The 21,903-nt window shown below is 37.2% G+C and carries 26 protein-coding genes; 13 read left to right on the forward strand and 13 right to left on the reverse strand.

What is annotated here, in order from left to right:
- The first annotated feature begins 7 nt into the window (after nucleotides 1-7).
- The gene (gene mscL / locus N8A89_RS16230) at nucleotides 8-439 is read left to right on the forward strand and encodes a large conductance mechanosensitive channel protein MscL (RefSeq protein WP_281543164.1); all 432 of its coding nucleotides are present in this window, start codon (nucleotides 8-10) and stop codon (nucleotides 437-439) included.
- Between the two features lie 112 nt (nucleotides 440-551).
- Nucleotides 552-1,508 carry a sterol desaturase family protein gene (locus N8A89_RS16235; protein ID WP_289644614.1) on the forward strand — a complete coding sequence of 319 codons (957 nt, stop codon included), beginning with the start codon at nucleotides 552-554 and terminating at the stop codon, nucleotides 1,506-1,508.
- A gap of 30 nt (nucleotides 1,509-1,538) precedes the next feature.
- Here the strand turns inward: N8A89_RS16235 and N8A89_RS16240 are convergent, their stop codons facing one another.
- The 4 genes from N8A89_RS16240 to N8A89_RS16255 all read right to left on the reverse strand — a co-directional run bounded on the left by N8A89_RS16240 (nucleotide 1,539) and on the right by N8A89_RS16255 (nucleotide 4,771).
- Nucleotides 1,539-3,005 carry a Gfo/Idh/MocA family protein gene (locus N8A89_RS16240; RefSeq protein ID WP_281543166.1) on the reverse strand — a complete coding sequence of 489 codons (1,467 nt, stop codon included), beginning with the start codon at nucleotides 3,003-3,005 and terminating at the stop codon, nucleotides 1,539-1,541.
- Between the two features lie 133 nt (nucleotides 3,006-3,138).
- Nucleotides 3,139-3,951 (reverse strand): TerC family protein, encoded by an 813-nt coding sequence (locus N8A89_RS16245; RefSeq protein WP_281543167.1) that lies wholly within the window; start codon nucleotides 3,949-3,951, stop codon nucleotides 3,139-3,141.
- Nucleotides 3,952-3,953: 2 nt separating this feature from the next.
- Nucleotides 3,954-4,331, reverse strand: coding sequence for a hypothetical protein (locus N8A89_RS16250; protein WP_281543168.1), 378 nt, complete (start codon nucleotides 4,329-4,331; stop codon nucleotides 3,954-3,956).
- A gap of 68 nt (nucleotides 4,332-4,399) precedes the next feature.
- The gene (locus N8A89_RS16255) at nucleotides 4,400-4,771 is read right to left on the reverse strand and encodes a helix-turn-helix domain-containing protein (protein WP_281543169.1); all 372 of its coding nucleotides are present in this window, start codon (nucleotides 4,769-4,771) and stop codon (nucleotides 4,400-4,402) included.
- Between the two features lie 263 nt (nucleotides 4,772-5,034).
- Between N8A89_RS16255 and N8A89_RS16260 the strand changes: the two genes are divergently transcribed.
- The 3 genes from N8A89_RS16260 to N8A89_RS16270 all read left to right on the forward strand — a co-directional run bounded on the left by N8A89_RS16260 (nucleotide 5,035) and on the right by N8A89_RS16270 (nucleotide 7,319).
- Nucleotides 5,035-6,138 (forward strand): M14 family metallopeptidase, encoded by a 1,104-nt coding sequence (locus N8A89_RS16260; protein ID WP_281543170.1) that lies wholly within the window; start codon nucleotides 5,035-5,037, stop codon nucleotides 6,136-6,138.
- 117 nt (nucleotides 6,139-6,255) lie between these two features.
- A complete protein-coding gene (locus N8A89_RS16265; protein ID WP_281543171.1) occupies nucleotides 6,256-6,735 on the forward strand; it encodes an Lrp/AsnC family transcriptional regulator in 480 nt (159 codons plus the stop codon).
- 62 nt (nucleotides 6,736-6,797) lie between these two features.
- Nucleotides 6,798-7,319, forward strand: a complete 522-nt coding sequence (locus N8A89_RS16270; protein ID WP_281543172.1) for a DinB family protein — start codon at nucleotides 6,798-6,800, stop codon at nucleotides 7,317-7,319.
- On the opposite strand, the gene N8A89_RS16275 is transcribed toward N8A89_RS16270, so the two are convergent.
- Together N8A89_RS16275 and aroB are read right to left on the reverse strand one after the other, a co-directional pair.
- Nucleotides 7,316-7,639 (reverse strand): hypothetical protein, encoded by a 324-nt coding sequence (locus N8A89_RS16275; RefSeq protein ID WP_281543173.1) that lies wholly within the window; start codon nucleotides 7,637-7,639, stop codon nucleotides 7,316-7,318. The genes N8A89_RS16270 and N8A89_RS16275 overlap by 4 nt on opposite strands.
- Nucleotides 7,640-7,741: 102 nt before the next feature.
- On the reverse strand, nucleotides 7,742-8,803 hold the full coding sequence (aroB, locus tag N8A89_RS16280; RefSeq protein ID WP_281543174.1) for a 3-dehydroquinate synthase: 1,062 nt from the start codon (nucleotides 8,801-8,803) through the stop codon (nucleotides 7,742-7,744).
- 119 nt (nucleotides 8,804-8,922) lie between these two features.
- Between aroB and N8A89_RS16285 the strand changes: the two genes are divergently transcribed.
- A complete protein-coding gene (locus N8A89_RS16285) occupies nucleotides 8,923-10,089 on the forward strand; it encodes a proline dehydrogenase family protein (RefSeq protein WP_281543175.1) in 1,167 nt (388 codons plus the stop codon).
- Nucleotides 10,090-10,099: 10 nt separating this feature from the next.
- Here N8A89_RS16285 and N8A89_RS16290 read toward each other — a convergent pair whose 3' ends face one another.
- The 5 genes from N8A89_RS16290 to tsaE all read right to left on the reverse strand — a co-directional run bounded on the left by N8A89_RS16290 (nucleotide 10,100) and on the right by tsaE (nucleotide 13,403).
- On the reverse strand, nucleotides 10,100-10,492 hold the full coding sequence (locus N8A89_RS16290; protein ID WP_281543176.1) for a DUF4258 domain-containing protein: 393 nt from the start codon (nucleotides 10,490-10,492) through the stop codon (nucleotides 10,100-10,102).
- 74 nt (nucleotides 10,493-10,566) lie between these two features.
- Nucleotides 10,567-11,766 (reverse strand): alanine dehydrogenase, encoded by a 1,200-nt coding sequence (locus tag N8A89_RS16295; RefSeq protein ID WP_281543177.1) that lies wholly within the window; start codon nucleotides 11,764-11,766, stop codon nucleotides 10,567-10,569.
- A 98-nt stretch (nucleotides 11,767-11,864) separates the two neighbouring features.
- Nucleotides 11,865-12,602, reverse strand: a complete 738-nt coding sequence (locus N8A89_RS16300) for a hypothetical protein (protein WP_289644615.1) — start codon at nucleotides 12,600-12,602, stop codon at nucleotides 11,865-11,867.
- Nucleotides 12,592-12,756 (reverse strand): hypothetical protein, encoded by a 165-nt coding sequence (locus tag N8A89_RS16305; RefSeq protein ID WP_289644616.1) that lies wholly within the window; start codon nucleotides 12,754-12,756, stop codon nucleotides 12,592-12,594. Before N8A89_RS16305 ends, N8A89_RS16300 begins: the two co-directional genes overlap by 11 nt.
- A 230-nt stretch (nucleotides 12,757-12,986) precedes the next feature.
- Nucleotides 12,987-13,403 carry a tRNA (adenosine(37)-N6)-threonylcarbamoyltransferase complex ATPase subunit type 1 TsaE gene (gene tsaE / locus N8A89_RS16310; protein ID WP_281543180.1) on the reverse strand — a complete coding sequence of 139 codons (417 nt, stop codon included), beginning with the start codon at nucleotides 13,401-13,403 and terminating at the stop codon, nucleotides 12,987-12,989.
- A 264-nt stretch (nucleotides 13,404-13,667) separates the two neighbouring features.
- Here tsaE and N8A89_RS16315 point away from each other — a divergent pair, with 264 nt between their 5' ends.
- Nucleotides 13,668-13,892: a hypothetical protein gene (locus N8A89_RS16315; RefSeq protein WP_281543181.1), complete on the forward strand. Its 225-nt coding sequence runs from the start codon at nucleotides 13,668-13,670 to the stop codon at nucleotides 13,890-13,892.
- Between the two features lie 191 nt (nucleotides 13,893-14,083).
- Here the strand turns inward: N8A89_RS16315 and N8A89_RS16320 are convergent, their stop codons facing one another.
- Entirely contained in the window at nucleotides 14,084-14,233 is a 150-nt protein-coding gene (locus N8A89_RS16320) for a hypothetical protein (RefSeq protein ID WP_289644617.1), read from the reverse strand.
- Between the two features lie 112 nt (nucleotides 14,234-14,345).
- Between N8A89_RS16320 and N8A89_RS17825 the strand changes: the two genes are divergently transcribed.
- Both N8A89_RS17825 and N8A89_RS16325 read left to right on the forward strand, forming a co-directional pair.
- On the forward strand, nucleotides 14,346-14,867 hold the full coding sequence (locus N8A89_RS17825) for a CPBP family intramembrane glutamic endopeptidase (protein ID WP_430682031.1): 522 nt from the start codon (nucleotides 14,346-14,348) through the stop codon (nucleotides 14,865-14,867).
- A gap of 207 nt (nucleotides 14,868-15,074) precedes the next feature.
- Nucleotides 15,075-15,839, forward strand: coding sequence for a CPBP family intramembrane glutamic endopeptidase (locus tag N8A89_RS16325; protein ID WP_289644618.1), 765 nt, complete (start codon nucleotides 15,075-15,077; stop codon nucleotides 15,837-15,839).
- 4 nt (nucleotides 15,840-15,843) lie between these two features.
- Here the strand turns inward: N8A89_RS16325 and porX are convergent, their stop codons facing one another.
- The gene (gene porX / locus N8A89_RS16330; protein WP_289644619.1) at nucleotides 15,844-17,388 is read right to left on the reverse strand and encodes a T9SS response regulator signal transducer PorX; all 1,545 of its coding nucleotides are present in this window, start codon (nucleotides 17,386-17,388) and stop codon (nucleotides 15,844-15,846) included.
- Between the two features lie 33 nt (nucleotides 17,389-17,421).
- Between porX and N8A89_RS16335 the strand changes: the two genes are divergently transcribed.
- Genes N8A89_RS16335 through lpxA form a run of 4 tightly spaced genes read left to right on the forward strand, consistent with a single transcriptional unit; the run spans nucleotide 17,422 to nucleotide 21,903 of the window.
- Entirely contained in the window at nucleotides 17,422-18,651 is a 1,230-nt protein-coding gene (locus N8A89_RS16335; RefSeq protein ID WP_281543182.1) for an HD domain-containing protein, read from the forward strand.
- A 45-nt stretch (nucleotides 18,652-18,696) separates the two neighbouring features.
- On the forward strand, nucleotides 18,697-19,710 hold the full coding sequence (lpxD, locus tag N8A89_RS16340; RefSeq protein WP_281543183.1) for a UDP-3-O-(3-hydroxymyristoyl)glucosamine N-acyltransferase: 1,014 nt from the start codon (nucleotides 18,697-18,699) through the stop codon (nucleotides 19,708-19,710).
- Between the two features lie 5 nt (nucleotides 19,711-19,715).
- Complete coding sequence (locus N8A89_RS16345) at nucleotides 19,716-21,116, forward strand: bifunctional UDP-3-O-[3-hydroxymyristoyl] N-acetylglucosamine deacetylase/3-hydroxyacyl-ACP dehydratase (protein ID WP_281543184.1); 1,401 nt, start codon at nucleotides 19,716-19,718, stop codon at nucleotides 21,114-21,116.
- A gap of 1 nt (nucleotide 21,117) precedes the next feature.
- Nucleotides 21,118-21,903 carry an acyl-ACP--UDP-N-acetylglucosamine O-acyltransferase gene (lpxA, locus tag N8A89_RS16350; protein WP_281543185.1) on the forward strand — a complete coding sequence of 262 codons (786 nt, stop codon included), beginning with the start codon at nucleotides 21,118-21,120 and terminating at the stop codon, nucleotides 21,901-21,903.

The following is a 21,903-nucleotide window of genomic DNA, read 5'->3' on the forward strand; positions in this document are numbered from 1 at the left end:
AAGTTACATGAAGAAGCTATTCACCGAGTTTAAGAATTTTGCCGTAAAAGGCAACATGATTGATATGGCTATTGGTATCATCATAGGAACCGCTTTTAATAATGTGGTCAATACCTTGGTTAAGAAGGTTGTTATGCCTCCACTTTCGTTGATGACGGACGATGTTAACCTTGCTAACAAGAAATTCGTTTTAAGAAATGCTACCGACGGGGTAGAAGAGGTAGCTATAGGATACGGAGAGTTTATCGAAGTTTTAATCGATTTTGCTATTATTGCATTTACGATTTTCATCATGCTTAAGTTTATTAAAAGGTTCAAGGACAAAGCCGAAGATCCGGAAAATAAAGAGGTGGAAACGCCAAAAGATATTCAGTTGTTATCCAATTTGGAGAAATTAATGGCTGAACAGAACAAAATATTATTGAAAAAGAAAGAATAGTAGCTTGTTTAGCAAAAGGACTACTATCTCACCGTTAGGATGTTAAAGGTTAAACAATACAACCTATGGTATTATTAATGTCTATATTTGACGGAAAATTGCATAAAGAAGAATGGATTTAACAAACCCCCTCATTTACGGAGTACCCTGTTTCATAGCTTTTATTCTGTTAGAAATTACTTATAGTCATACCCATGGTGATAAAGAGCTTTACGTATGGAAAGACTTAATGGCTAGTGGTGCGATGGGTATAGGATCCGCTATTTTAGGACCATTGCTTAAGGTCACCGTACTTATTGTGGTCTTCAATTTTACCTATGAACTCTTTAATCCTTTGGTGGACGGAGTGCGTACTAATATTATGGGTTACGAATCCTTTGGTTACGCCTGGTATGTGTTTTTGCTCTGTCAGTTAGCGGACGATTTTACCTACTACTGGTTCCATAGGGCGAATCACGAAATTCGATTGTTATGGGCAGCGCATATCGTACACCACTCTTCAGATCACTTTAATCTGGGCACCGCCATACGAAACGGTTGGTTTACCTTATTATATAAACCTTTCTTTTACATGTGGATGCCGGCAGTTGGTTTTCCCGTTGAGGTCGTTATATTCGCTTTGGCCATAGAGTCCTTTTGGCAATTTCAGTTGCATTCAAAATATGTCCCTAAAATGGGATGGGTGGAAAAGATTTTCAATACCCATACAATGCATCAGGTGCACCATTCGCAAAACGTTCAATACTTGGATAAGAACCATGGTGGCTTCTTAAACATTTTTGATAAAATATTTGGTACTTGGAAAGAATTGGATGATGATGTGGAAGTAAAGTTCGGAGTCATTCACGCGCCACAGTCCTATAATCCTTTGGTCATACTCACGCATGAGTTTAAGGACATTTGGGCCGATGTCAAGAAGGTGGACAAGCTTTCACACAAACTTATGTACATTTTCGGGCCTCCAGGTTGGAGCCACGACGGCAGTACAATGACCGTGAGGCAGCAACAACGGCTCTTTAAAGAGCAGCTTGCCGAAAATCCAGAATTGGCTTTTAGTAGGCCCAATTAATGGATGTTTTCAAAAATTACGTTTTGGGAGTTACACCTCCCATCCATCCCTATATGTCCTTCCCACAAATTGATTGGCCTCTTCGAGATTGGTAATCCTCATATTTTCGCCGTCCCATAACAATTTTTTACGGGCAAAAAACTCCATCTTACCTTCACTATTCTCTTTTTGTAGCATATAACTCCTTATCGCCAAATTTCCCATCAGTACAGTTTCGGTCATCGGTCCTGCATAGTCGAAAGAAGAGGTGAGTGCTAGATGCTCTGGACTATTAAAACCAGCTTTACAGGCGTCCACCCATTTTCTTTGGTGGCCATACTCTGGTTCTAGATTTTCTTCAACTTCAGGTCCAAATTCTGTTGTGCCATCATTTAAATAGAGTTTAGGCATAAGTGGTGAACTGTCATTTATATTCGTGGAAATAATTCCTTTTTCGCCAATGATCAATACGCCATTTTGACTGTTTTTTCCACCAATATCGTCATTAGCCGGGATGATATCTGGATGGGACGGTCGTATGCCGCCGTCACTCCAAGTCATTTCTATTCTAGATTTACTTTTTTCCGTCGCATCAAAATGTAGGGTGATAAACGATGATGCCGGACAACCTTCAGGATTGTAATCCGGTGTCCACATTTGCGAGAAAACAGAACCAACGCTACATTCAGCATCCGTTGGATATTTTAGATTTAAGGTCCTAAAAGGAATGTCAATAAGGTGACACCCAACATCGCCAAGTGCCCCAGTACCATAGTCCCACCAGCCCCTCCAATTAAAAGGATGCAGATTTGGAGTAAATGCCCTTTCCGGCGCAGGTCCGAGCCAAAGGTTCCAGTAAAGGTCCTCCGGTTTTTTACTTGGTTCTGGTTCTGGCATTTGACCTCCTTGTGGCCAAACTGGTCTATTGGTCCATACCTGTACTTTAGAAACTGCCCCTATCTTATCTTCGTCTATCCATTTTTGAACCATTTTTAACAGGGGGTTAGAGCCGCCTTGGTTCCCCATTTGGCTGACAATTTTATTCGTCCTGGCCATTTCAGTAAGCATTCTAGCTTCCTTAATGTTATGGGTCATCGGTTTTTGAACATAAACATGAATACCTCTTTCCATAGCCCATTTTGCAGCGGGTCCATGCACGTGGTCTGGGGTAGAGATTGTCACCGCATCGATGTTTTTCTGTTTATCCAACATTACTCTAAAATCATCGTACAATTTGGCTTTAGGAAATGCTTCTACGGACCGGGAGGCTGAACCTGAGAAATCTACATCGCACAAAGCCGAAACTTTTTCACGCCCAGATACCGAAGCGTTCATTATATCACTAATACCTTTTCCTCCGGAACCTATGGCAGCCAGGTTAAGACGATCACTAGGAGCAATATAACCAGGGCCGCCTAAAACATGGCGTGGTACGAGAAATATGGAAGAGGCGATTGCCGTATTCTTGACAAACGACCTTCTGGAAATTACTGACTTCCTTTTATGATTTTTTTTCATCTGTATCGATTCTAATAATTTTTATAAGGGTCTGGACTATTGATGTCCCATCCAAAATAGGTAATTTTTACAATTAACCCCAAATTAGTTTTCTAAAACTAAGGCGTAGTAAAGTATTGAGAGCACTAATTTATTACAAATCTTCTTCAGTCTCCAATGGGGTTTGATTCTTCTTCATCCTCAAATCAAAAAACTCGACCATTAGGGAAAATGCGATGGCAAAATATAGATATCCTTTGGGTATGCTGCCCACTTCATTTCCAAATACGATTAAATGGCTTAGATGCGCCGATTCCGCAATCAGCATAAAACCGATTAGAATAAGGAAAGAAAGTCCAAGTATCTGTATGGAAGGATGTCTGTTCACAAACTCGCCAACCGGATTGGCAAAAAGCATCATAATTATTACGGAAATGACCACAGCAACAATCATCAATATCAGTGCATCGTTCGGGTTGGGGGAGATGCCGTTTGTCATCCCTATTGCGGTTAGAATAGAATCAAAAGAAAAAACAATATTGATTACCGTAATCTGTATAATGGCCTCAGTAAGGGTGGTGCCACGTGCTTTTTTAACCTCACGCTCGTCATGACCCCTATCCTCAACTTTTTCATGTATTTCCTTCGTGCTCTTATATAGCAAAAAGAGACCACCTGCAAATAGAATGATACCCTGTCCACTTATGCCACCTGTTATCCAATCGGTGTCCAGCACCCAAAATGGTTTTTTCATCGCTGTAAGTAAGGATATTCCAAAAAGAAGTACGATACGCATGACCATGGCCAAAACGAGCCCGATATTAGTTGCTTTTTTGCGCTGGCCTTTCTCAAGCTTTCCCGCTGCTATTGATATAAATATAATGTTGTCTATGCCTAATATTATTTCCAAAAAGGTAAGGGTCAATAACGCTATCCATGCGTCTGGGCTTGTAAAAATTTCGAACATGATTAGTTGATTTTATAAGCAGTTCCTGTTTTAACGATTAATTTTTTATTAGGATCCTTGACTGCACTTTTATATTGAAAAGTGTAAGAACTATCTGTAGTGCTAATGATTTTATATTGAATGGCCACCTTACTGTTTATGTCCTGCAACACAAACTCACAATCGTTAAACCAGCGTACTGTAGCACTGTCTATCTGATCCTCATAGTAGTCTACACTATAAGCCTCATCACGTACAAAACGCCCTGTTTTTATGGTGTCGCCAATTTCATAATTAAACTTGAAAGTTCCAGTACGATACAGAGCGCAATCTCTTTCTGGCTGATAACAAGATTGAAATAAAAGTAGGGATAAACTGGCTAAGAAGAATTTTTTATACATCCATGCAAAATAATCAAAATAGGATTTATGCCGAATGCTTTGATCGGAAATCTGCGTATCAACTATCGTTAATGTTCTTTGAAGGACTTGAAGGTTCCATCCTTATAAAAAATTACAATCTTTTCTATAGATTTTTCCGAATTGTTTGAATTCTGATTGTTCGAAGTGTCGCCGTGGGTTGCAGCTGAAAAAGACTGCAGATCTGATTTGTCGGCTTTGGCAGGAAAAACTCCTTTTCCGTACAAAAGCCAATAGAGATCCACTTCTGGAAAAGCGCTGTCAATTTTTAAAATAAAATCTAGACTCGGCTTGTTTCTACCGTGGAGTAAATGGGAGAGACTGGAGCGTTGCACCTTAATTTTATCCGCAAAAGTCGATGCGGACAATTCGTAGTGCTTTAGGATTTGCTCCAATCTCCTTATAATGTCTTCGTTGTTCATAGCCGTTTACAAAGTTACATCAAAGGCGAATTTTTCTCAGCCAAATAATTAATGAATCAATGATATTTATTTAAATTACTGGAAGTATAAATTAAGATAAAATACTTTAAAGTACTAGTTTAATGATTATTAAATGAAGTAATGAGAAGTTTAATTAAATTTAACGAATTTGTTGGTCATTGTAATCAACAAATCGTATTTAGCCGTTTACAATTGTAAATTTTATCTGTAGTATTTTTGGTGTTCAGAAAATTTAGATTGATTTGAAGGATGCTATTTATAATAATTTTAAAGTACACGAGGTAATTGGTAGATACCTAACGAATGATTCTATTTCTGGTTTTATAACCTCATTGGACAAGCGTTTTGCCATTAGTGTCATAGGTAAATCTGTTGAAAATAAACCGATAAAATGTATCACATTCGGGGAAGGGCCAATACGTATTCTCATGTGGTCTCAAATGCACGGTAATGAATCTACCACCACCAAGGCTGCGATGGACTTTTTAAATTTTTTCAGTCTACCTAGTGAGGAATCGGGACGGTGCTTTCAAAACTGTACGATTAAGATTATTCCGATTTTAAACCCTGATGGTGCAGCGGCTTATACTCGGGTCAATGCAAATGAAATAGATTTAAATAGAGATGCCCAAGACCAAACGCAGCCGGAAAGTGTAGCATTAAAAACTTGTTTTGACGCTTTTAAGCCTCACTACTGCTATAACCTACATGACCAGCGGACTATTTATAATGTGGGTAAAACCAATAAACCTGCAACCGTATCCTTTCTAGCCCCGGCATTTGATGAGGAAAGAAGTATGTCCGCATCCCGAAACGCGAGCATGCAATTGATTGCCGGGATGAACGAAACATTGCAACAAACAATTCCAGGGCAGGTAGGACGATATGATGATTCATTTAATCCCAACTGTGTGGGTGATAGCTTTCAAATGACCAACACCCCGACTATTCTTTTCGAGGCCGGGCACTTTTCCAAGGATTACGCTCGTGAAAAGACCAGGAAGTTTATTTTCATCGCATTAAAAACTTCTATCGATATTATTATCTCAAATAAAATATTGGATTATTCTGTACAAGATTACAATGACATACCTGAGAACGGTAAGCAGTTTTACGATGTAATTATCAAAAACGCTGGAATTATCGATAAATCATTATCTATTGAGGATAGCATCGGAATTTTATTCAGGGAAATCCTCCATGAAAATGAAATTTATTTTGAACCTGAAATTGTAAACAAATCCTTAGAGGCATTCGATTTTTTCGGGCATAAAGTAGTGGATTGTAAGAAAAAGAAGGATGTAGAATGGTTAACCAACAATGGTATTACCAATCTTTTAAGGTAATTTTTTGTTGATTATTTATAGACAAAATCAAAATATCTTTACATTTTTAATAAATAAAACCAACTTTCGTTGAATTTAATTTCACAATTAGCTATTTTTGCCAAAAAATAATCAATCATGGGTAAAGTTAAATTAGACGAAATAGACCATCAGATTCTGGATATGTTGATTGACAACACCAGAACCCCTTTTACGGACATAGCCAAAAAGTTATTAATTTCTGCAGGCACCGTTCATGTACGCGTAAAAAAGATGGAAGAGTCGGGCATCATCAAAGGTTCATCTCTTACATTGGATTATGTAAAATTGGGATATGCATTTATTGCCTATGTTGGCATCTTCCTAGAAAAAACACACCAAACCAAATTTGTCTTGGAACGTTTAAATCAAATACCCAACGTAACCATTGCCCACATTACAACAGGTAAGTTTAATATCTTTTGTAAAATCAGGGCCAAGGACACGACGCATGCGAAAAACATCATTTTTAAGATTGATGATATAGACGGTATTAGCCGAACGGAGACCATGATTTCTTTGGAAGAAAGCTTTAATGACAAAAAACGTTTGATGCATACCATCTTTAACGAATTGTAAAATGTAACAATGTATAATCTATTCCCGATTTTCATAAAAATCGGGAATTTTAGTTTAAAGCCATGAACGTTTCAGAACTTAGAAAGAATGAATACAATCCTTATTATCAAGTTTATATCAATGCCTTGGGCAATGGTGATTTAAAGGAAACATTAAGTAAACAATGCGATAATTTTCCAAAATTCATAAAATCCATTCCTGAGGAGAAATTGTATTATGCTTACGGTAAGGACAAATGGACAATAGCGGAGGTCCTACTTCATATCATTGATACCGAGCGTGTTTTTCAGTATAGGGCGTTACGCTTTGCACGAATGGACAGGACACCACTGCCAGGGTTTGATCAAGATTTATTCGTGCCAAACTCTAATGCGAACAATAGAACCAAGAAATCTTTAGTTGAGGAATATATTGCTGTAAGGAAGTCAACAATCGCGTTATATTCTTCCTTTGATAGAGCCGATTTACAAAAAGTGGGTGTTGCAAGCGATTCTGAGACTTCCGTTGCCGCTTTAGGTTTTATTATTTGCGGACATCAAAGGCATCATAGGGATGTAATTAGGGAGAGGTATTTACAGGATTAATATTCATCCTCTTCAAAATCCAGCTCCATTTCGTTTTCTATTTCAGGTACGACTTCTTCCTCTGAAATAGAATCTGGCTTTGCTTCCAATTCTTTTTCAATATTCTCCTCAAAATTTGCAATGAAATTGGAAAGACTCTTACTTATTTTTACGAGGTATAGGGTGTCTTCCGTTCTAATTTCCACGGCTTCGATAATTTCCCCGGTTACGTTTTTAAAGACTATGATATCCTCATCGCCATAGCCGTATGGATAACTGTCTATCAATAATTTAGCTAAGGAATTGTCTAATTTTCGGTAATCTACTAAACGTCTGGTCATAAGGCGTAGGTTTGATTGGTTTGTCTTAGACCTAAACTAAGTATAAAAATAACTGGGACTAATAAAGAGTTGTGAAACAGCTCTTTTTAGTATATGAAGTTTTTATTCCATGTAGTAAGCGAACGCTTCCGGGAACATTTCTGGTGGAATTTCTAAGTCTATAGACGTTTCACCTATGTTGTTCAATAAAACGAAATTAACGCTCCCGTGGGAGTTCTTCTTATCATATTTTAACAATGCCAATATTTGAGTTATATCGTCTTTAGAAAAAACAACCTTATTATAATGCTTGAGGAAAACATTCTTAATTTCATCAAGCTCGGAAAGCGGAAGCCCTATTAACTTGTGCGAAAGGTAGCCTTCGGTTATCATTCCAATGGCAATTGCCTCACCGTGAAGAAGCGTGGCTTTTTCTTTAGATTCTAGAAAATAGGATTCTATTGCGTGACCTAGCGTATGGCCGTAATTCAAAATTTTACGCAGTCCCTGTTCTGTTGGGTCTTCGAGAACCACTTCATTTTTTATTTTAACGGATTGTAAAATATGTTCTTTCATCTGAGATAGTATTGAAACCGTCTTTAGCTCGTCCCAATATTTTCTATCTTTTATCAACCCATGCTTCAACATTTCTGCGAAACCACTTTTAACCTGTCGCTCCTCCAAGGTTTCTAGAAAATCTGGAATGATAAGAACCATCTTTGGCTGATTGATGACTCCTATTTGATTTTTTAGAGAACCTAAGTCAACGCCCGTTTTTCCTCCAACAGAAGCATCTACCATGGATAATAGGGTAGTAGGCACATTAACGAATGTAATTCCTCTTTTAAAGGTTGAAGCCACAAAACCTCCTAAATCTGTAAGTACGCCACCACCAAGATTAATAAGGATGCTTTTCCGATCCGCTCCCAATTCGGATAGTGCTTCCCAAACTCCGGTACAGGTTTCTATGGTCTTATTAACCTCCCCGGATTCTATTTCAATGATTTCAAATGGATAATCACCATTAATACGTCCCATGAAGCTGGGTAGGCAATGGTCGTGTGTATTTTCATCCACGAGGATAAATATTTTAGAATAAGAAACTGAATTTAGCTCCTTGTTCAAGGCATCAAAAGCTTTTTCATTAAAATGAACAGCGTATGAATCGGATAGTATGGATTCCATTTAAAACAGTATAATCTACAAACGTTGAACTTACATTTATGCCGCAAAATAAAGGTTATTTTTAATCGGAGGAATATAAATTCTGTGTTTATATTTGATAGGTGGTGAAAACTTTATAAATGGAGCGAATTTTTGAGAATACCGAAACAGCATTTTCGTTAAAAACTGATTCGGAGTTGGAAAGAGCCTATTTTCTTTTCAAAATGATTGCAAACGAACCCTTGGTGAAAATCGGTACCATAATGACCAATTTTGCCATAAAAACCCACTTACCGGTTGAGGGACTCATAAGGGCTACCGTTTTTGACCATTTTTGTGGCGGTGTCAACGAAGAGGACTGTTTACCCGTCGTTGATAAGATGTGGCAGAAAAAAGTAAGTTCGGTATTGGATTACTCTGTAGAAGGAAAAGATGAGGAGGACCCTTTTGATAATGCGACCAAAATTATTCTAAAGATTCTAGATTTTGTCAAGGAAAAGGAAGCCATCCCCTTTGCCGTGTTCAAACCAAGCGGTTTTGGCCGTTTTGCCCTTTATCAAAAAATCAGTGAAAAGAAAGAACTCTCAGAAAAGGAGCAGGCGGAATGGCAACGTGTCGTAAACCGATTTGATAAGGTCTGTAAAAAAGCTTATGATCTTGACGTATCCTTATTAATCGATGGAGAAGAGAGTTGGATGCAAGATGCAGCCGATGACCTGGTAGAACAAATGATGCGGAAATACAATCGTAATAAGGCCATTGTGTTTAATACTTTGCAAACCTATCGATGGGACAGACTCTCTTATTTAAAAGAACTGCATACCAAGGCTGTGAAAGATGACTTTAAGATTGGAATAAAAGTGGTTAGGGGTGCCTATATGGAAAAGGAAAATGAAAGGGCTCTGGAGAAAGGCTATCCAACCCCAATCTGTGCCTCTAAAAAAGAAACGGACGAAAATTTTGATGCTACCGTCGTCTATATGGTAAATCACTTGGATATGATTTCCCTTTTTTCTGGAACGCATAATGAGGAAAGCTGTTATAAATTAATAAAATTGATTGAAGAAAAGGAAATTGAAAAGAACGATACTAGAATCTGGTTCGGTCAACTATATGGTATGAGCGACCACATTTCCTTTAACCTAGCCGAAAGTGGTTACAATGTTGCAAAATATTTGCCCTTTGGTCCGGTAAGGGACGTTATGCCTTATTTAATTCGTAGGGCAGAGGAAAATACCTCGGTTGCTGGACAAACGAGCAGGGAATTATCTTTGATAAAAAAGGAGCGTAAACGTAGAAAAATATAAGCTTGTTATCTTAGTTATTCTGAATGAAGGAGATTGATTCCAGAATCGCTTTTTCCTTACAGTTTCTTAAGGTCACTAACGCTTCTTTCTCCAAAAGTATACCTTCGATAAGATAAGTTTTACATGGCGACGATTTCGTATCACTATTTCCAAAATCAATATCACCATCAACAAAAAAATCCCTAATAGCACTAGTGTCTATTTCTTTTGAATTCATTTGCTCTTTTACTTCATCCGAGTAATAAAAAGGTTTTGATCTTATATCCTTTAAAGTTCTACAGTTCGGCAGATAACAGAAATAGACGCCTGTTTCTGCTGATTTTTTCTTCAGGAACATGGCCAAAAAAACAATTCCGATAGCTAATCCGAATAAATAAAATCCAAGCCGTTTAAGGAATGCCATTTAAAACCTAATTAAAGTTTGATAGGGCAAAACTATGGCTTTCTCCAACAATGTGAAAGCGATACGTTCGTTCTTTAAAAAATAAGGAAATTGATATCACTGTACTGTAAATCGAACCATTCCCCAACCGATTTATTCGTAAGGATACCATGGTACATATACAGTCCGTTTCGTAGACCTTTATCAAATCGAAGCGAATTTTCCAGTCCGCCATCCTCGCCAATTTTTAGAAGATACGGAGTAAAGATATTGCTAATGGAAACACTAGCGGTCTTTGGGTATCTGGAGGGAATATTGGGCACACCGTAGTGTACCACACCAAATTTCTCAATGGTAGGTTTGTTATGGTCAGTAATTTCACTCGTCTCAAAACAACCTCCGGTGTCGATACTTACGTCAATAATTACGGCACCTTTTTTCATATGCTCTACCATGGTACTGCTCACTACAACCGGGGAACGATCTTTTCCCCGAGTGGCTCCGATGGCTACATCACACCTTTTCAAGGCTTTTAAAAGGTTTTTTGGTTGAATGGTAGAGGTGTAGATGGTCTGCTTAAGATTCGTTTGTATATTCCTTAGTTTAGTAATGGAATTATCAAATATCTTAACGTTGGCACCAAGCCCTATTGCCGATCTTGCTGCGAACTCACCAACCGTTCCAGCTCCTACGATGACGACTTCTACTGGCGGCACACCACTAATATTACCGAACATAAGTCCGTTTCCTTTATTATTTGCGGCCATTAGTTCTGCGGCTATGAGTACCGAAGATATTCCTGCAATTTCGCTCAAGGATCTTACCGCAGGATATTTGCCATCTTCATCTCGTATGTATTCAAAAGCAATAGCCGTAATTCGCTTTCTGGCGAGTTCCTCAAAATAAGCTTTGTCCTGTGTTTTGATTTGTAAGGCCGAGATTACGGTGGTTTGAGGATTGATAAGCCCAATTTCCGAAAGGGTTGGGGGCTCTACTTTTAATAGTAACGGACATGCAAAAACCTTATTAACGTCTTTGGTGATTTCCCCACCGGCGTTGGTGTAGTCCAGGTCTGAGTAATGCGATCCTTTCCCAGCTCCGGACTCAATTAAGATTCGATGACCATTGGAAGTGATTGCGTTAACGGCATCTGGAGTTAAACATATGCGTTTTTCCTGGTATTGATTTTCCTTGGGGATACCAATAAAAAGTTCCCCTTTTTGTTTTAATATTTCTAAGGTTTCCTCTTGTGGAAGCAATTGTTGCTTGCTAAAAGGTGAAGTGGGTTGGTTCATAAACTGTTAGCTAAAGCCGAATGAACGGTCATAGACTCAAATGTACAATTTTTAAGGAAATTAAATTGAATGGGAAAAGTAACCCTAGCGGATGTAGACTAAAACTTAAGATGCAACCAATCTTGCAAACGATGTTGAAGCTGTCTCAACATATTTTCTATATTGCCAGTGGAGAGCTTTCGATTGATTTCTTCCGAAAAAGAGTCATTTTGTGAGATTTCAGTCTCCAAATTATCAGCTTGTGTTTTTGTTTCTTTTAAGCCAGGTTTTTCTTTAAGCTCCTGTAACTCGGCCTCCATGGCTTCTAAATCGATACCGTGCACATACTTATCATAGAGTTTTACCCTGATAAAGTATACAAAGGGTATTATTGTCATACAAACTGGAAGCAACCACCAGATATTTTCGACATCAACATTTTTATCCGAGCCAAAAAGAACTTCGAAAAGTTGAAAAGCATACATAGCAATAGGAATAATAATTATATGATACCACCACTCCTTGCTGGTAAGAAACCAAAAGACTAAAAGGTAAAGAGGAACTATTTTGCCAATGAGAAACCAAAAATAGGTTGATACGTCTGGAAATCCGTTACTACCAATTGAAATCCCAAAAAAATGTATAGTATCTCCAGGAGTTTCTGGCAGATAGTCATACAACTTGTATATAAATGGGGTTATGGCAACGAAAAAGACTAGAACAGATTCCAGAATTAACTTTTTTTCGCCTTTTTCCTCTTTATTTCCGTGTTCATTGAAAATCACATTACCATTGACTAACGATTTTATTAAAAAAAAAGTATAAAAAAAGACGATTTTCATCGTCTTAAAGTCCATTATAGATATGAGTTAAATCTAAATCTTTTTTAGTTTTCTTGAATTTATCTTTATTTATTCCTAAATCCTGATTATCGATAACAACTGGAGCAGCCATGGCCATTAAAAATACACCAAGGGCGATTGACGCTAAAAAAGTTCTTTTGTTTTTCATTTTCGTAGGGGTTTTTATTTAGATAATTATTATGTTCTCTATGCAAATGTAAGAAAAAATGGACAAATAGAATGTTATTAAACGTTAAAATTACACGTTTTACCGATAAAAGTAAACATTTTATCGATTTTACGGTCATTCATCGAAAAAATACAATAAAAAGGGGTGTAGGAACGATGTTATTTTTTTGAAAAATAGCTGTAATTATAAGAAATAAGTGAAGGCTTTAGTTAAAAATCAATAGTAATTCGTCTTTCATCGGGACCTAAAATCTCTATTTGAAGTTTCGTAAACCTCTCAGGTAAAAGATTTGGAATTTTCTCTGGCCATTCCATAAAAATCCATACATCAGCAGAAAAATAATCCTCCAAGCCCAAATCCAATGCTTCGGTTTCATCATTTAGGCGATAAAAATCAAAATGATAGCCCAGTAAATCTCCATTTTCGTATTCATATTCATTCACTAAACCAAAAGTGGGGCTGCTTACTTCGTTTTTTCCGCCAAGCTCCTTTACAATCGACTTAATAAGTGTGGTTTTGCCTGCTCCCATTGGGCCTTGGAAGGCTAGGGCGGTGGTTGCGGCGTTTTGAATTATTAGTTTAGCAACTTGTCTAATTTCTTTTGCGGTATAGCTAATTTTCTGCATCTTACATAAATCTATCAATTACTAATACGAATTAGTGGTGTATTTTGAATTTCTTATTTTTCAATGTCAATTCGAGTATTTTATCGAAATAAAATGAAGAAAATGTATCGAGAACCCTTTAAGTCCGAAAAAGGTTCTCGATACACTTGAACTGACAGGGTTCCATTTATTTGTTCAAAATGCACAACGGGTAATACGAATATAAATGTAATGAATTGATGGCCTTTACTAAGTGGAACTTTATGAAAATAAAAAAAGTGCGAGGTGGAAATTCGGTTGGGAGGTTATAATGATGCCGATGAGGTTCTGGTTTATGGCAATTATACCGGACCAGAAATGCCAATGTATAGTCAAGCAACTGGTGAACCGGATTGTGCCGGATGTGATTTTCAAAATGTACCCAAATCTCGTCGGTCAACATGGAGCGATTTAACCCTACCATTGAGATGGAACCTTGATGTATCAGACAATAGTGATGGTTGTCATTGAGAAATTTCGATTTTATATACGCCAATTTGATTTCTTCTTCAGTTAAACGAGTTGATTCGAATTGGCTTTTAATTTATGTGCAGCCACGGCTTAGGACCCTTGCTTGAAATATAGGTTGGGAAAATATTATTAACATAGTTACTTGGAGACAACTTAATTTTTTGTTACCATTTTAACCGATAAATTCTTTATTAGAATTTGAAGAGCAGAGAAATATATCCTTTTACTTTATGGCAATGTCTTTTAATGGCACTGGGTTTCTTTGGCATAACTATAGGTCTACTGACAATATCAGAGCTGTTCTTTGGTACTACGTTGTCGACATTGTGCTTTTTCTTCATTAGTTGCTTTCTGTCTTTGATATTACTACATCTAATTTCGAGAAAAAGCCTAATCCAGTACCGATTTTCTGTTAAAAAGAAATGGATATACGCGCGTTGCAGTCTTGTTGTTTTGCTTTTAAACCTAGCAATTTGCGCCCCAATTTATCAAATAATTTTAAGTTATTTCAATCAGTCGAATATCATATTAAATAGCCCATTTGACGGGGTTTATGATGTAATTGCCGTTTTGGTGATTGCTCCATTTTTTGAGGAAACAATTTTTAAAGGAATCTTTTTGGATGGTCTGTTGAAAAAAAATAGGCCTATGATTTCAATTTTGTTTACTGCATTTCTATTTTCCATATTGCATCTTAATCCATATTTAGTTTCGACTATATTTCTTTTTGCAGTTTTTACTGGTTGGCTTTACTATCGTACGCGTAATTTGGCTTTGGTCATATGGGTTCATTTTTTGCATAATTTGATAGGTAGTATCGAAGGTTATGAATTACAAGGTGTAAGGGCTGGATTTACAGGTCTGGAACGAACATACGGGGGCAACTCTATATTTTTACTGCCAATTTTCATAATCTTGTTTTTGATATCATTTTATATGCTTTACAAAAGCATTAATAGTTCAACGGAAATTTAATAGCAAACTTAAGCGGCTTTTTTTTATACTATAGATTTAGTTTATTTTTGATTTGCCTATCCTAAATGATACTCGATTGTAAAAAATTGATTTTACCCCTAAATAGCAAAATTTTAAAGTGTTGAAAATTAAGCTTATTTAATTATTCAAAGGATTGAAGAATTTTGAATCACACTCATATTCTTCAATCCTTTTATTTAAAATCTTATGCTTAAATCATTAGGCTATATATTAAAAATTTGGATACTAGTTTCTTGGGTGCCGGTTTTAGTTTCTTTCTTACTGGGTTTGCCAATTAATAATTTGTATTTAATTGTTTTTACAGCTAACGTATTATTTATTGCCTATTTCGCTAGGTTTAGAAACAAAAATTTTGAAAATTTTACAAATAAATCATTTATTTCAAAACCCATTATATTCTATTCAATTATTTTAGGTTTCACTTTGAAATTCGGATTAAACCCACTTTTTAATTTTGATAGTATTTTAGGATATTTTGATATCGGCAACTCAATTATATTTTTTCACCCAAAATTACTTGATATTTTGATTGTGGTAATTTTAGGTCCAATTTCTGAAGAAATTATTTATAGATTTATTGTCTTTAAAAAAATTATAAACCTGAGCTCAAATCCTTGGTTGGCAATATTGCTTTCATCCGTTCTATTCTCAGTAATACATTGGACTTCTATTAACTTAGTATTAATGACTTTTGTAATGGGTATGTTTTTATCCTATATCTTCTGGAAAACCAAGAATATATGGGTACCTATAATCTGCCACGTCACAATGAATAGTATAGCGATATTTTATGAAGTGTTTTTTCAACAACATTATATTTCTATTTTACAGAAATTGGATTTTGGGTTCTTATATTGGATGATATGCTTAATATCCCTTTTAATGTCAATTATGATTATAAGAATATTGATTTCTAAAATAGCACCACCGCAGAACAAGTACATCCCCTAAGTTATTATTTGGGCTCCAATATGACAAAAGGAATTATCATTTCCTCCAACGACACCCCGCCATGCTGATAGGTGTTTCTATAATAACTTACGTAGTGATTGTAATTATTTGGATAGGCGAAGAACAAATCATTTTTGGCAAAAATATAGGAACTACTCATGTTTATACTGGGCAGATGAATGGATTTAGGGTCTTTTGCTGCCAATACATCGCTGTTTTCGTAGGAAAGACTCCTGCCCGTTTTATACCTGAGGTTCGCACTTGTATCACGGTCCCCAACCACCTTGGATGGTGACTTTACATTAATGGTGCCATGATCCGTAGTGATTATAAGTTTCATTCCTAAATTCTGTGCCTGTTGGATTATTTCCAATAGGGGAGAATTCTTGAACCAGCTCTGGGTCAATGACCTATACGCTTTGTCATTAGAGGCTAATTCTTTTATTACTTCCATTTCTGTTTTGGAATGGGAAAGCATGTCCACAAAATTATAGACAATAGCGGTAAGGTCGTTATCCTTTTGCGATTTGAAGTTTTGTGATAATTGCTTTCCTTGTTTAAGACTGCTTATTTTATGGTATTCCCATTTAATGTCCAAGCCTAAACGCTTTAATTGCTCCCCTAGAAATTTGTCTTCGAACAAGTTTTTGCCCCCATCATCCGTATCGTTTTTCCACCAATCTGGATATTTTTTCTCCATGTCCAAAGGAGTAAGTCCCGAGAAAATGGCATTTCTTGCGTACTGGGTCGCTGTAGGCAGTAGGCTGTAATAGGACTTTTCAGCTACCTTTTTGTAAAAGGAATTGACCGTATCCTCAAAAGCGTACCATTGGTCGTAACGGAGATTATCCACTACGATTAAAAGTGTTTTGCCCTTTTTCAGTTCTGGTGCAATCCATTCCTTAAATAAGGTATGGGACATCACCGGAGAGTCTGTGCTAGCGAACCAATCGGCATAATTTTTATCGATGAACTTTCCGAATTGATTGTTAGCCTCTACTTTTTGGGATTCCAAAATTTCAAACATTCCACTATCTTCGATCTCCTCTAGTTGAAGCTCCCAATAGATTAACTTTTTATAAAGTTCCTCCCATTCGCCATAGGAATTCACCATGGATAAATCCATAGCTATCTTGCGGAATTCCTGTTGGTAATTACTGGTAGTTTTCTCTGAGACTAACCGTGAATGGTCAAGGCTTTTTTTAAGCGACAGCAATATCTGATGAGGATTTACAGGTTTAATCAAATAATCGGCGATTTTGGAGCCAATGGCTTCTTCCATTATAAATTCTTCCTCACTTTTAGTAATCATAACTACCGGTAAGGAAGAGTCAATAACCTTTATTTCATTCAGGGTTTCCAATCCAGAAATACCTGGCATATTCTCATCCAAAAACACAATATCTACCCTGGTATTTACCAATTCTTCCAGTGCCTCTTGACCGCTTTGACTTGTTATCACCTCATAATTTTTATTCTCTAAAAAAATAATATGCGGCTTCAATAAATCTATCTCATCATCTACCCAGAGTATTCTAATTTTGTTCATGTAAGCTTTATATTTGCAATAAATTAAGTGATTTTGGTAAAATCCAACAAGCTGAAAATTTTCAATGATCCAATTTACGGATTTATCAGCATCCCTAATACGCTCATTTTTGATCTCATAGCTCATCCATATTTCCAAAGACTTAGAAGAATTTCCCAAATGGGACTATCCTATTTGGTTTATCCCGGTGCGCATCATACAAGATTTCACCATGCTTTGGGTAGTATGCACTTAATGCAGAAAGCAATTCAAGTACTTCGTTTTAAGGGAGTTGAAATTACTGATGAGGATTCTGACGGGCTTCTTGGCGCTATATTATTGCACGATATTGGTCATGGGCCATTTTCCCACGCCATGGAACACAGCATTGTAGAGGGGCTTGATCATGAGCATATTTCCTTGCAGTTCATGAAAGAATTGAATACACGATTTAACGGAAGTTTAACGGGAGCCATCTCTATCTTTACGGGTACACATACAAAAAAATACCTCAATCAGTTAGTTTCAAGTCAGCTGGATATGGATCGACTGGACTATCTTAAACGCGATAGTCTTTATACCGGTGTAGCCGAGGGCAATACGAACGCGGAACGACTTATTACCATGCTCAACGTTGTGGACGGTAATTTGGTTGTAGAAGAAAAGGGGATATACTCAGTAGAGAAGTTTTTAATGGCCAGACGTTTTATGTATTGGCAAGTTTATTTGCATAAAACGGGTGTTGTCGCCGAACAACTTTTGATTAGAATTTTAAAAAGAGCAAGATTTCTACTTGAAAAACAGTCTGAGTTACCGGCAAGTGAGCCGTTGCTATATTTTCTCAAAAACCAGGTCAAAGAAGAACATTTTGACCCAAAAATTTTGGATATCTTTTCCAAATTGGATGATATTGATATTATGGCCGCCTTAAAAGAATGGCAATACCATAATGACTTCATTCTTTCGGAGCTTTGTAAAATGATTATAAATAGGCGGTTGTTGCATATCAAAATAAAAAAGGAACCTATATCCAAGGATAAATTTGAAATTAAGATTAAAAAAGTAAAAGCAAAACTGAAACTGTCAGAAGATGAAGCGTCCTATTTCGTTTTTAGCGGAAAACTTGAAAACAAGGCATACGACCGTAACAATCAGAACATTAATATTTTAAGGAAAAATGGCAAAATTGTGGATGTGGCCAAGCTTTCTGATCACTTAAACTTAAATGCACTTTCCAAAACGGTGACTAAATATTACATCTGTTACCCTAAAGACGCTGTTTAAGTTTTAATAAATTCAGATCTAACTATTTTTCTTACTTTTGTGCTCATGGTATTTACAGCAGGTCAAATTGCAGGTATTTTAGAAGGCGAAGTACATGGAAATCCAGAGATAGCCGTTTATAAACTTGCAAAAATAGAAGAGGGGGAAACCGGCTCTCTCACCTTTTTGTCCAATCCTAAATACACCTCCTACATCTACAAAACCAAGGCTTCTATTACTATCGTTAATAAGGATTTTGTTCCCGAACAAAGCCTTAGCACTACCTTGATTAAAGTAGAGGACGCCTATAAATCTTTTTCCAAATTACTGGAATATTACAATCAGGTTAAAAACAATAAATTAGGTATTGAAGAGCCAGTATTTAAGGCCGAATCCGCTACTTACGGGGATGGACTTTACTTAGGGGCATTTTCTTATTTGGGAAATAACGTCGTCATAGGTGAAAATGTAAAAATTTATCCTAATGTATATATAGGAGACAATGTCCATATTGGAAATGATGTAGTTGTTTTTGCTGGTGCCAAGATATATTCGGAAAGCGTTATTGGAAATAATTGCACGGTGCATAGTGGTGCTGTAATAGGGGCTGACGGATTTGGATTTACGCCTAATAAGGATGGGGAATTCAGTAAGGTTCCGCAGACGGGAAACGTTATCCTAGAGGATAATGTAGATGTGGGAGCAGGTACTACAATTGATCGTGCTACATTAGGGTCAACGATTCTTAGAAGAGGAGTTAAATTGGACAATCAAATACAGATTGCCCATAATGTAGAAATTGGAGAACATACCGTTATTGCGGCACAGGCAGGCATTGCCGGCTCCACAAAGATTGGTAAACACTGTATGATCGGTGGCCAAGTAGGAATTGTAGGCCATATTGTAATCGGTGACTATGTAAAAATACAGGCACAATCAGGAATAGGAAGAAATGTTAAGGATAGAGAAGTACTTCAGGGATCTCCTGCATTAAACTACGGGGATTATAATAAATCCTATGTTCACTTTAAAAACTTACCTAAAATAATCAGTAGAATCGACGACTTGGAAAATAAGTAGTGACGATGAAAACAACCGATAAAAAACAACGGACTATAGCCAAAGAAGTTACCCTTAACGGGGTTGGACTTCACACAGGGGAAAATGTTACCATTAAGTTTCTTCCTGCTCCGGAAAATCATGGGTATGCTTTTAAGCGCGTGGACTTGGAAGGCGAACCCATTATTGAGGCCGATGCCAATTACGTTATTAACACGCAAAGAGGAACGAATCTGGAGAAGCGTGGAGTAAAAATTCAAACGTCAGAACATGTTCTAGCTGCCTTGGTGGGATTGGAGATTGACAATGTTCTTATTGAACTGGATTCGCCCGAGCCTCCAATAATGGATGGGTCTTCAAAATTCTTTGTAGAGGCCTTGGAGAAGGCAGGTATAGTAGAACAAGAAGCCCTGCGACAGGAGTATGTGGTAAAGGAGGTTATTTCCTATAAGGATGAAGCCACAGGGAGTGAGATAACCGTTATCCCTTCGGATGAATACCAAGTAACTACAATGGTAGACTTTGGTACAAAGGTGTTAGGAACACAGAATGCGACACTTGAAAGGCTTTCGGATTTTAAGGCTGAAATTGCTGATGCACGTACTTTTAGTTTTTTGCACGAACTGGAGATGTTATTGGAAAACGGACTCATCAAAGGTGGTGATTTAAATAATGCCATTGTTTATGTAGATAAGGAGATTTCAGAAGCTACTATGAAAAAATTGGAGAAGGCTTTCAATAAGAAAAAGCTTTCTGTAAAACCTAACGGAATCCTGGATAACTTAACCTTGCATCAACCCAATGAAGCTGCACGTCATAAACTGCTGGACGTTATAGGTGATCTTGCTTTAGCAGGAAGTAGAATTAGGGGTAAAGTGATTGCAAACAAACCGGGGCATTACGTAAATACTCAATTTGCCAAAAAGATTTCACAAATTATAAAGCTGGAAAAAAGAAACAATGTCCCTACCTATGATTTGAACCAGCCTCCTTTGATGGATATCCATCAAATAATGGCCATGTTACCTCATAGACCTCCATTTTTGCTAATAGACCGCATTCTGGAACTTTCCGACCAACATGTAGTCGGGATGAAAAATGTTACAATGAACGAGCCCTTCTTTGTGGGTCATTTTCCAGGGGCACCTGTTATGCCAGGGGTTTTGCAAGTAGAAGCAATGGCTCAAACAGGGGGAATATTGGTTTTAAGTACCGTTCCTGATCCGGAAAATTATTTGACACTTTTCATGAAAATAGACAAAGTCAAATTTAAGCAACAAGTGTTGCCCGGAGATACCTTGATTTTTCATTGTAGTTTAATATCGCCCATAAGAAGGGGAATTTGCCACATGCAAGCTTACGCGTATGCGAACGGCAAAGTGGTGAGCGAAGCGGAAATGATGGCGCAAATAGTAAAAAGAACATAGTATGAATCAGCCTTTGGCTTATATACACCCTGGTGCTAAAATTTCTAAAAATGTAGTGGTAGAACCATTTACTACCATTCACAATAACGTTACCATTGGAGACGGTACTTGGATCGGTTCTAATGTCACGATTATGGAGGGCGCTAGAATAGGAAAAAATTGCAATATATTTCCAGGAGCAGTAATCTCTGCACCTCCCCAGGACTTAAAGTATGACGGAGAGGAAACTACGGTCGTAATTGGAAACAACACCACGATTAGGGAGTGCGCCACAATACATAAGGGTACCTCCGACCGTATGAAAACCGTTATCGGGAAGAATTGTTTAATTATGGCCTACTGTCATGTGGCCCATGACTGTTTTGTTGGCAACAACTGTATATTTTCAAACAATTCCACCCTTGCCGGTCATGTCACAATTGGTGATAACGTAATCTTAGCGGGCCTTGTAGCCGTGCATCAGTTTGTATCCATTGGCCAACATGCTTTCGTAACGGGTGGTTCTTTGGTTAGAAAAGATGTCCCACCTTATGTAAAGGCGGCTAGGGAACCTTTATCCTATGTAGGAATTAATTCCGTAGGTTTAAGAAGACGCGGGTTCGTTTCGGATAAAATAAGGGAGATTCAGAATATTTATCGCATATTGTATCAAAAGCATTACAATAATTCCCAAGCAGTACAAATTATTGAGGCTGAAATGGAAGCTACCCCGGAAAGGGATGAGATACTTCAATTCATACGAGATTCGCAAAGAGGAATAATGAAAGGTTACTTTAGTAATAGCTAG

It is taken from the genome of Maribacter aestuarii (assembly GCF_027474845.2).
In the GTDB taxonomy this organism is placed as follows: domain Bacteria; phylum Bacteroidota; class Bacteroidia; order Flavobacteriales; family Flavobacteriaceae; genus Maribacter; species Maribacter aestuarii.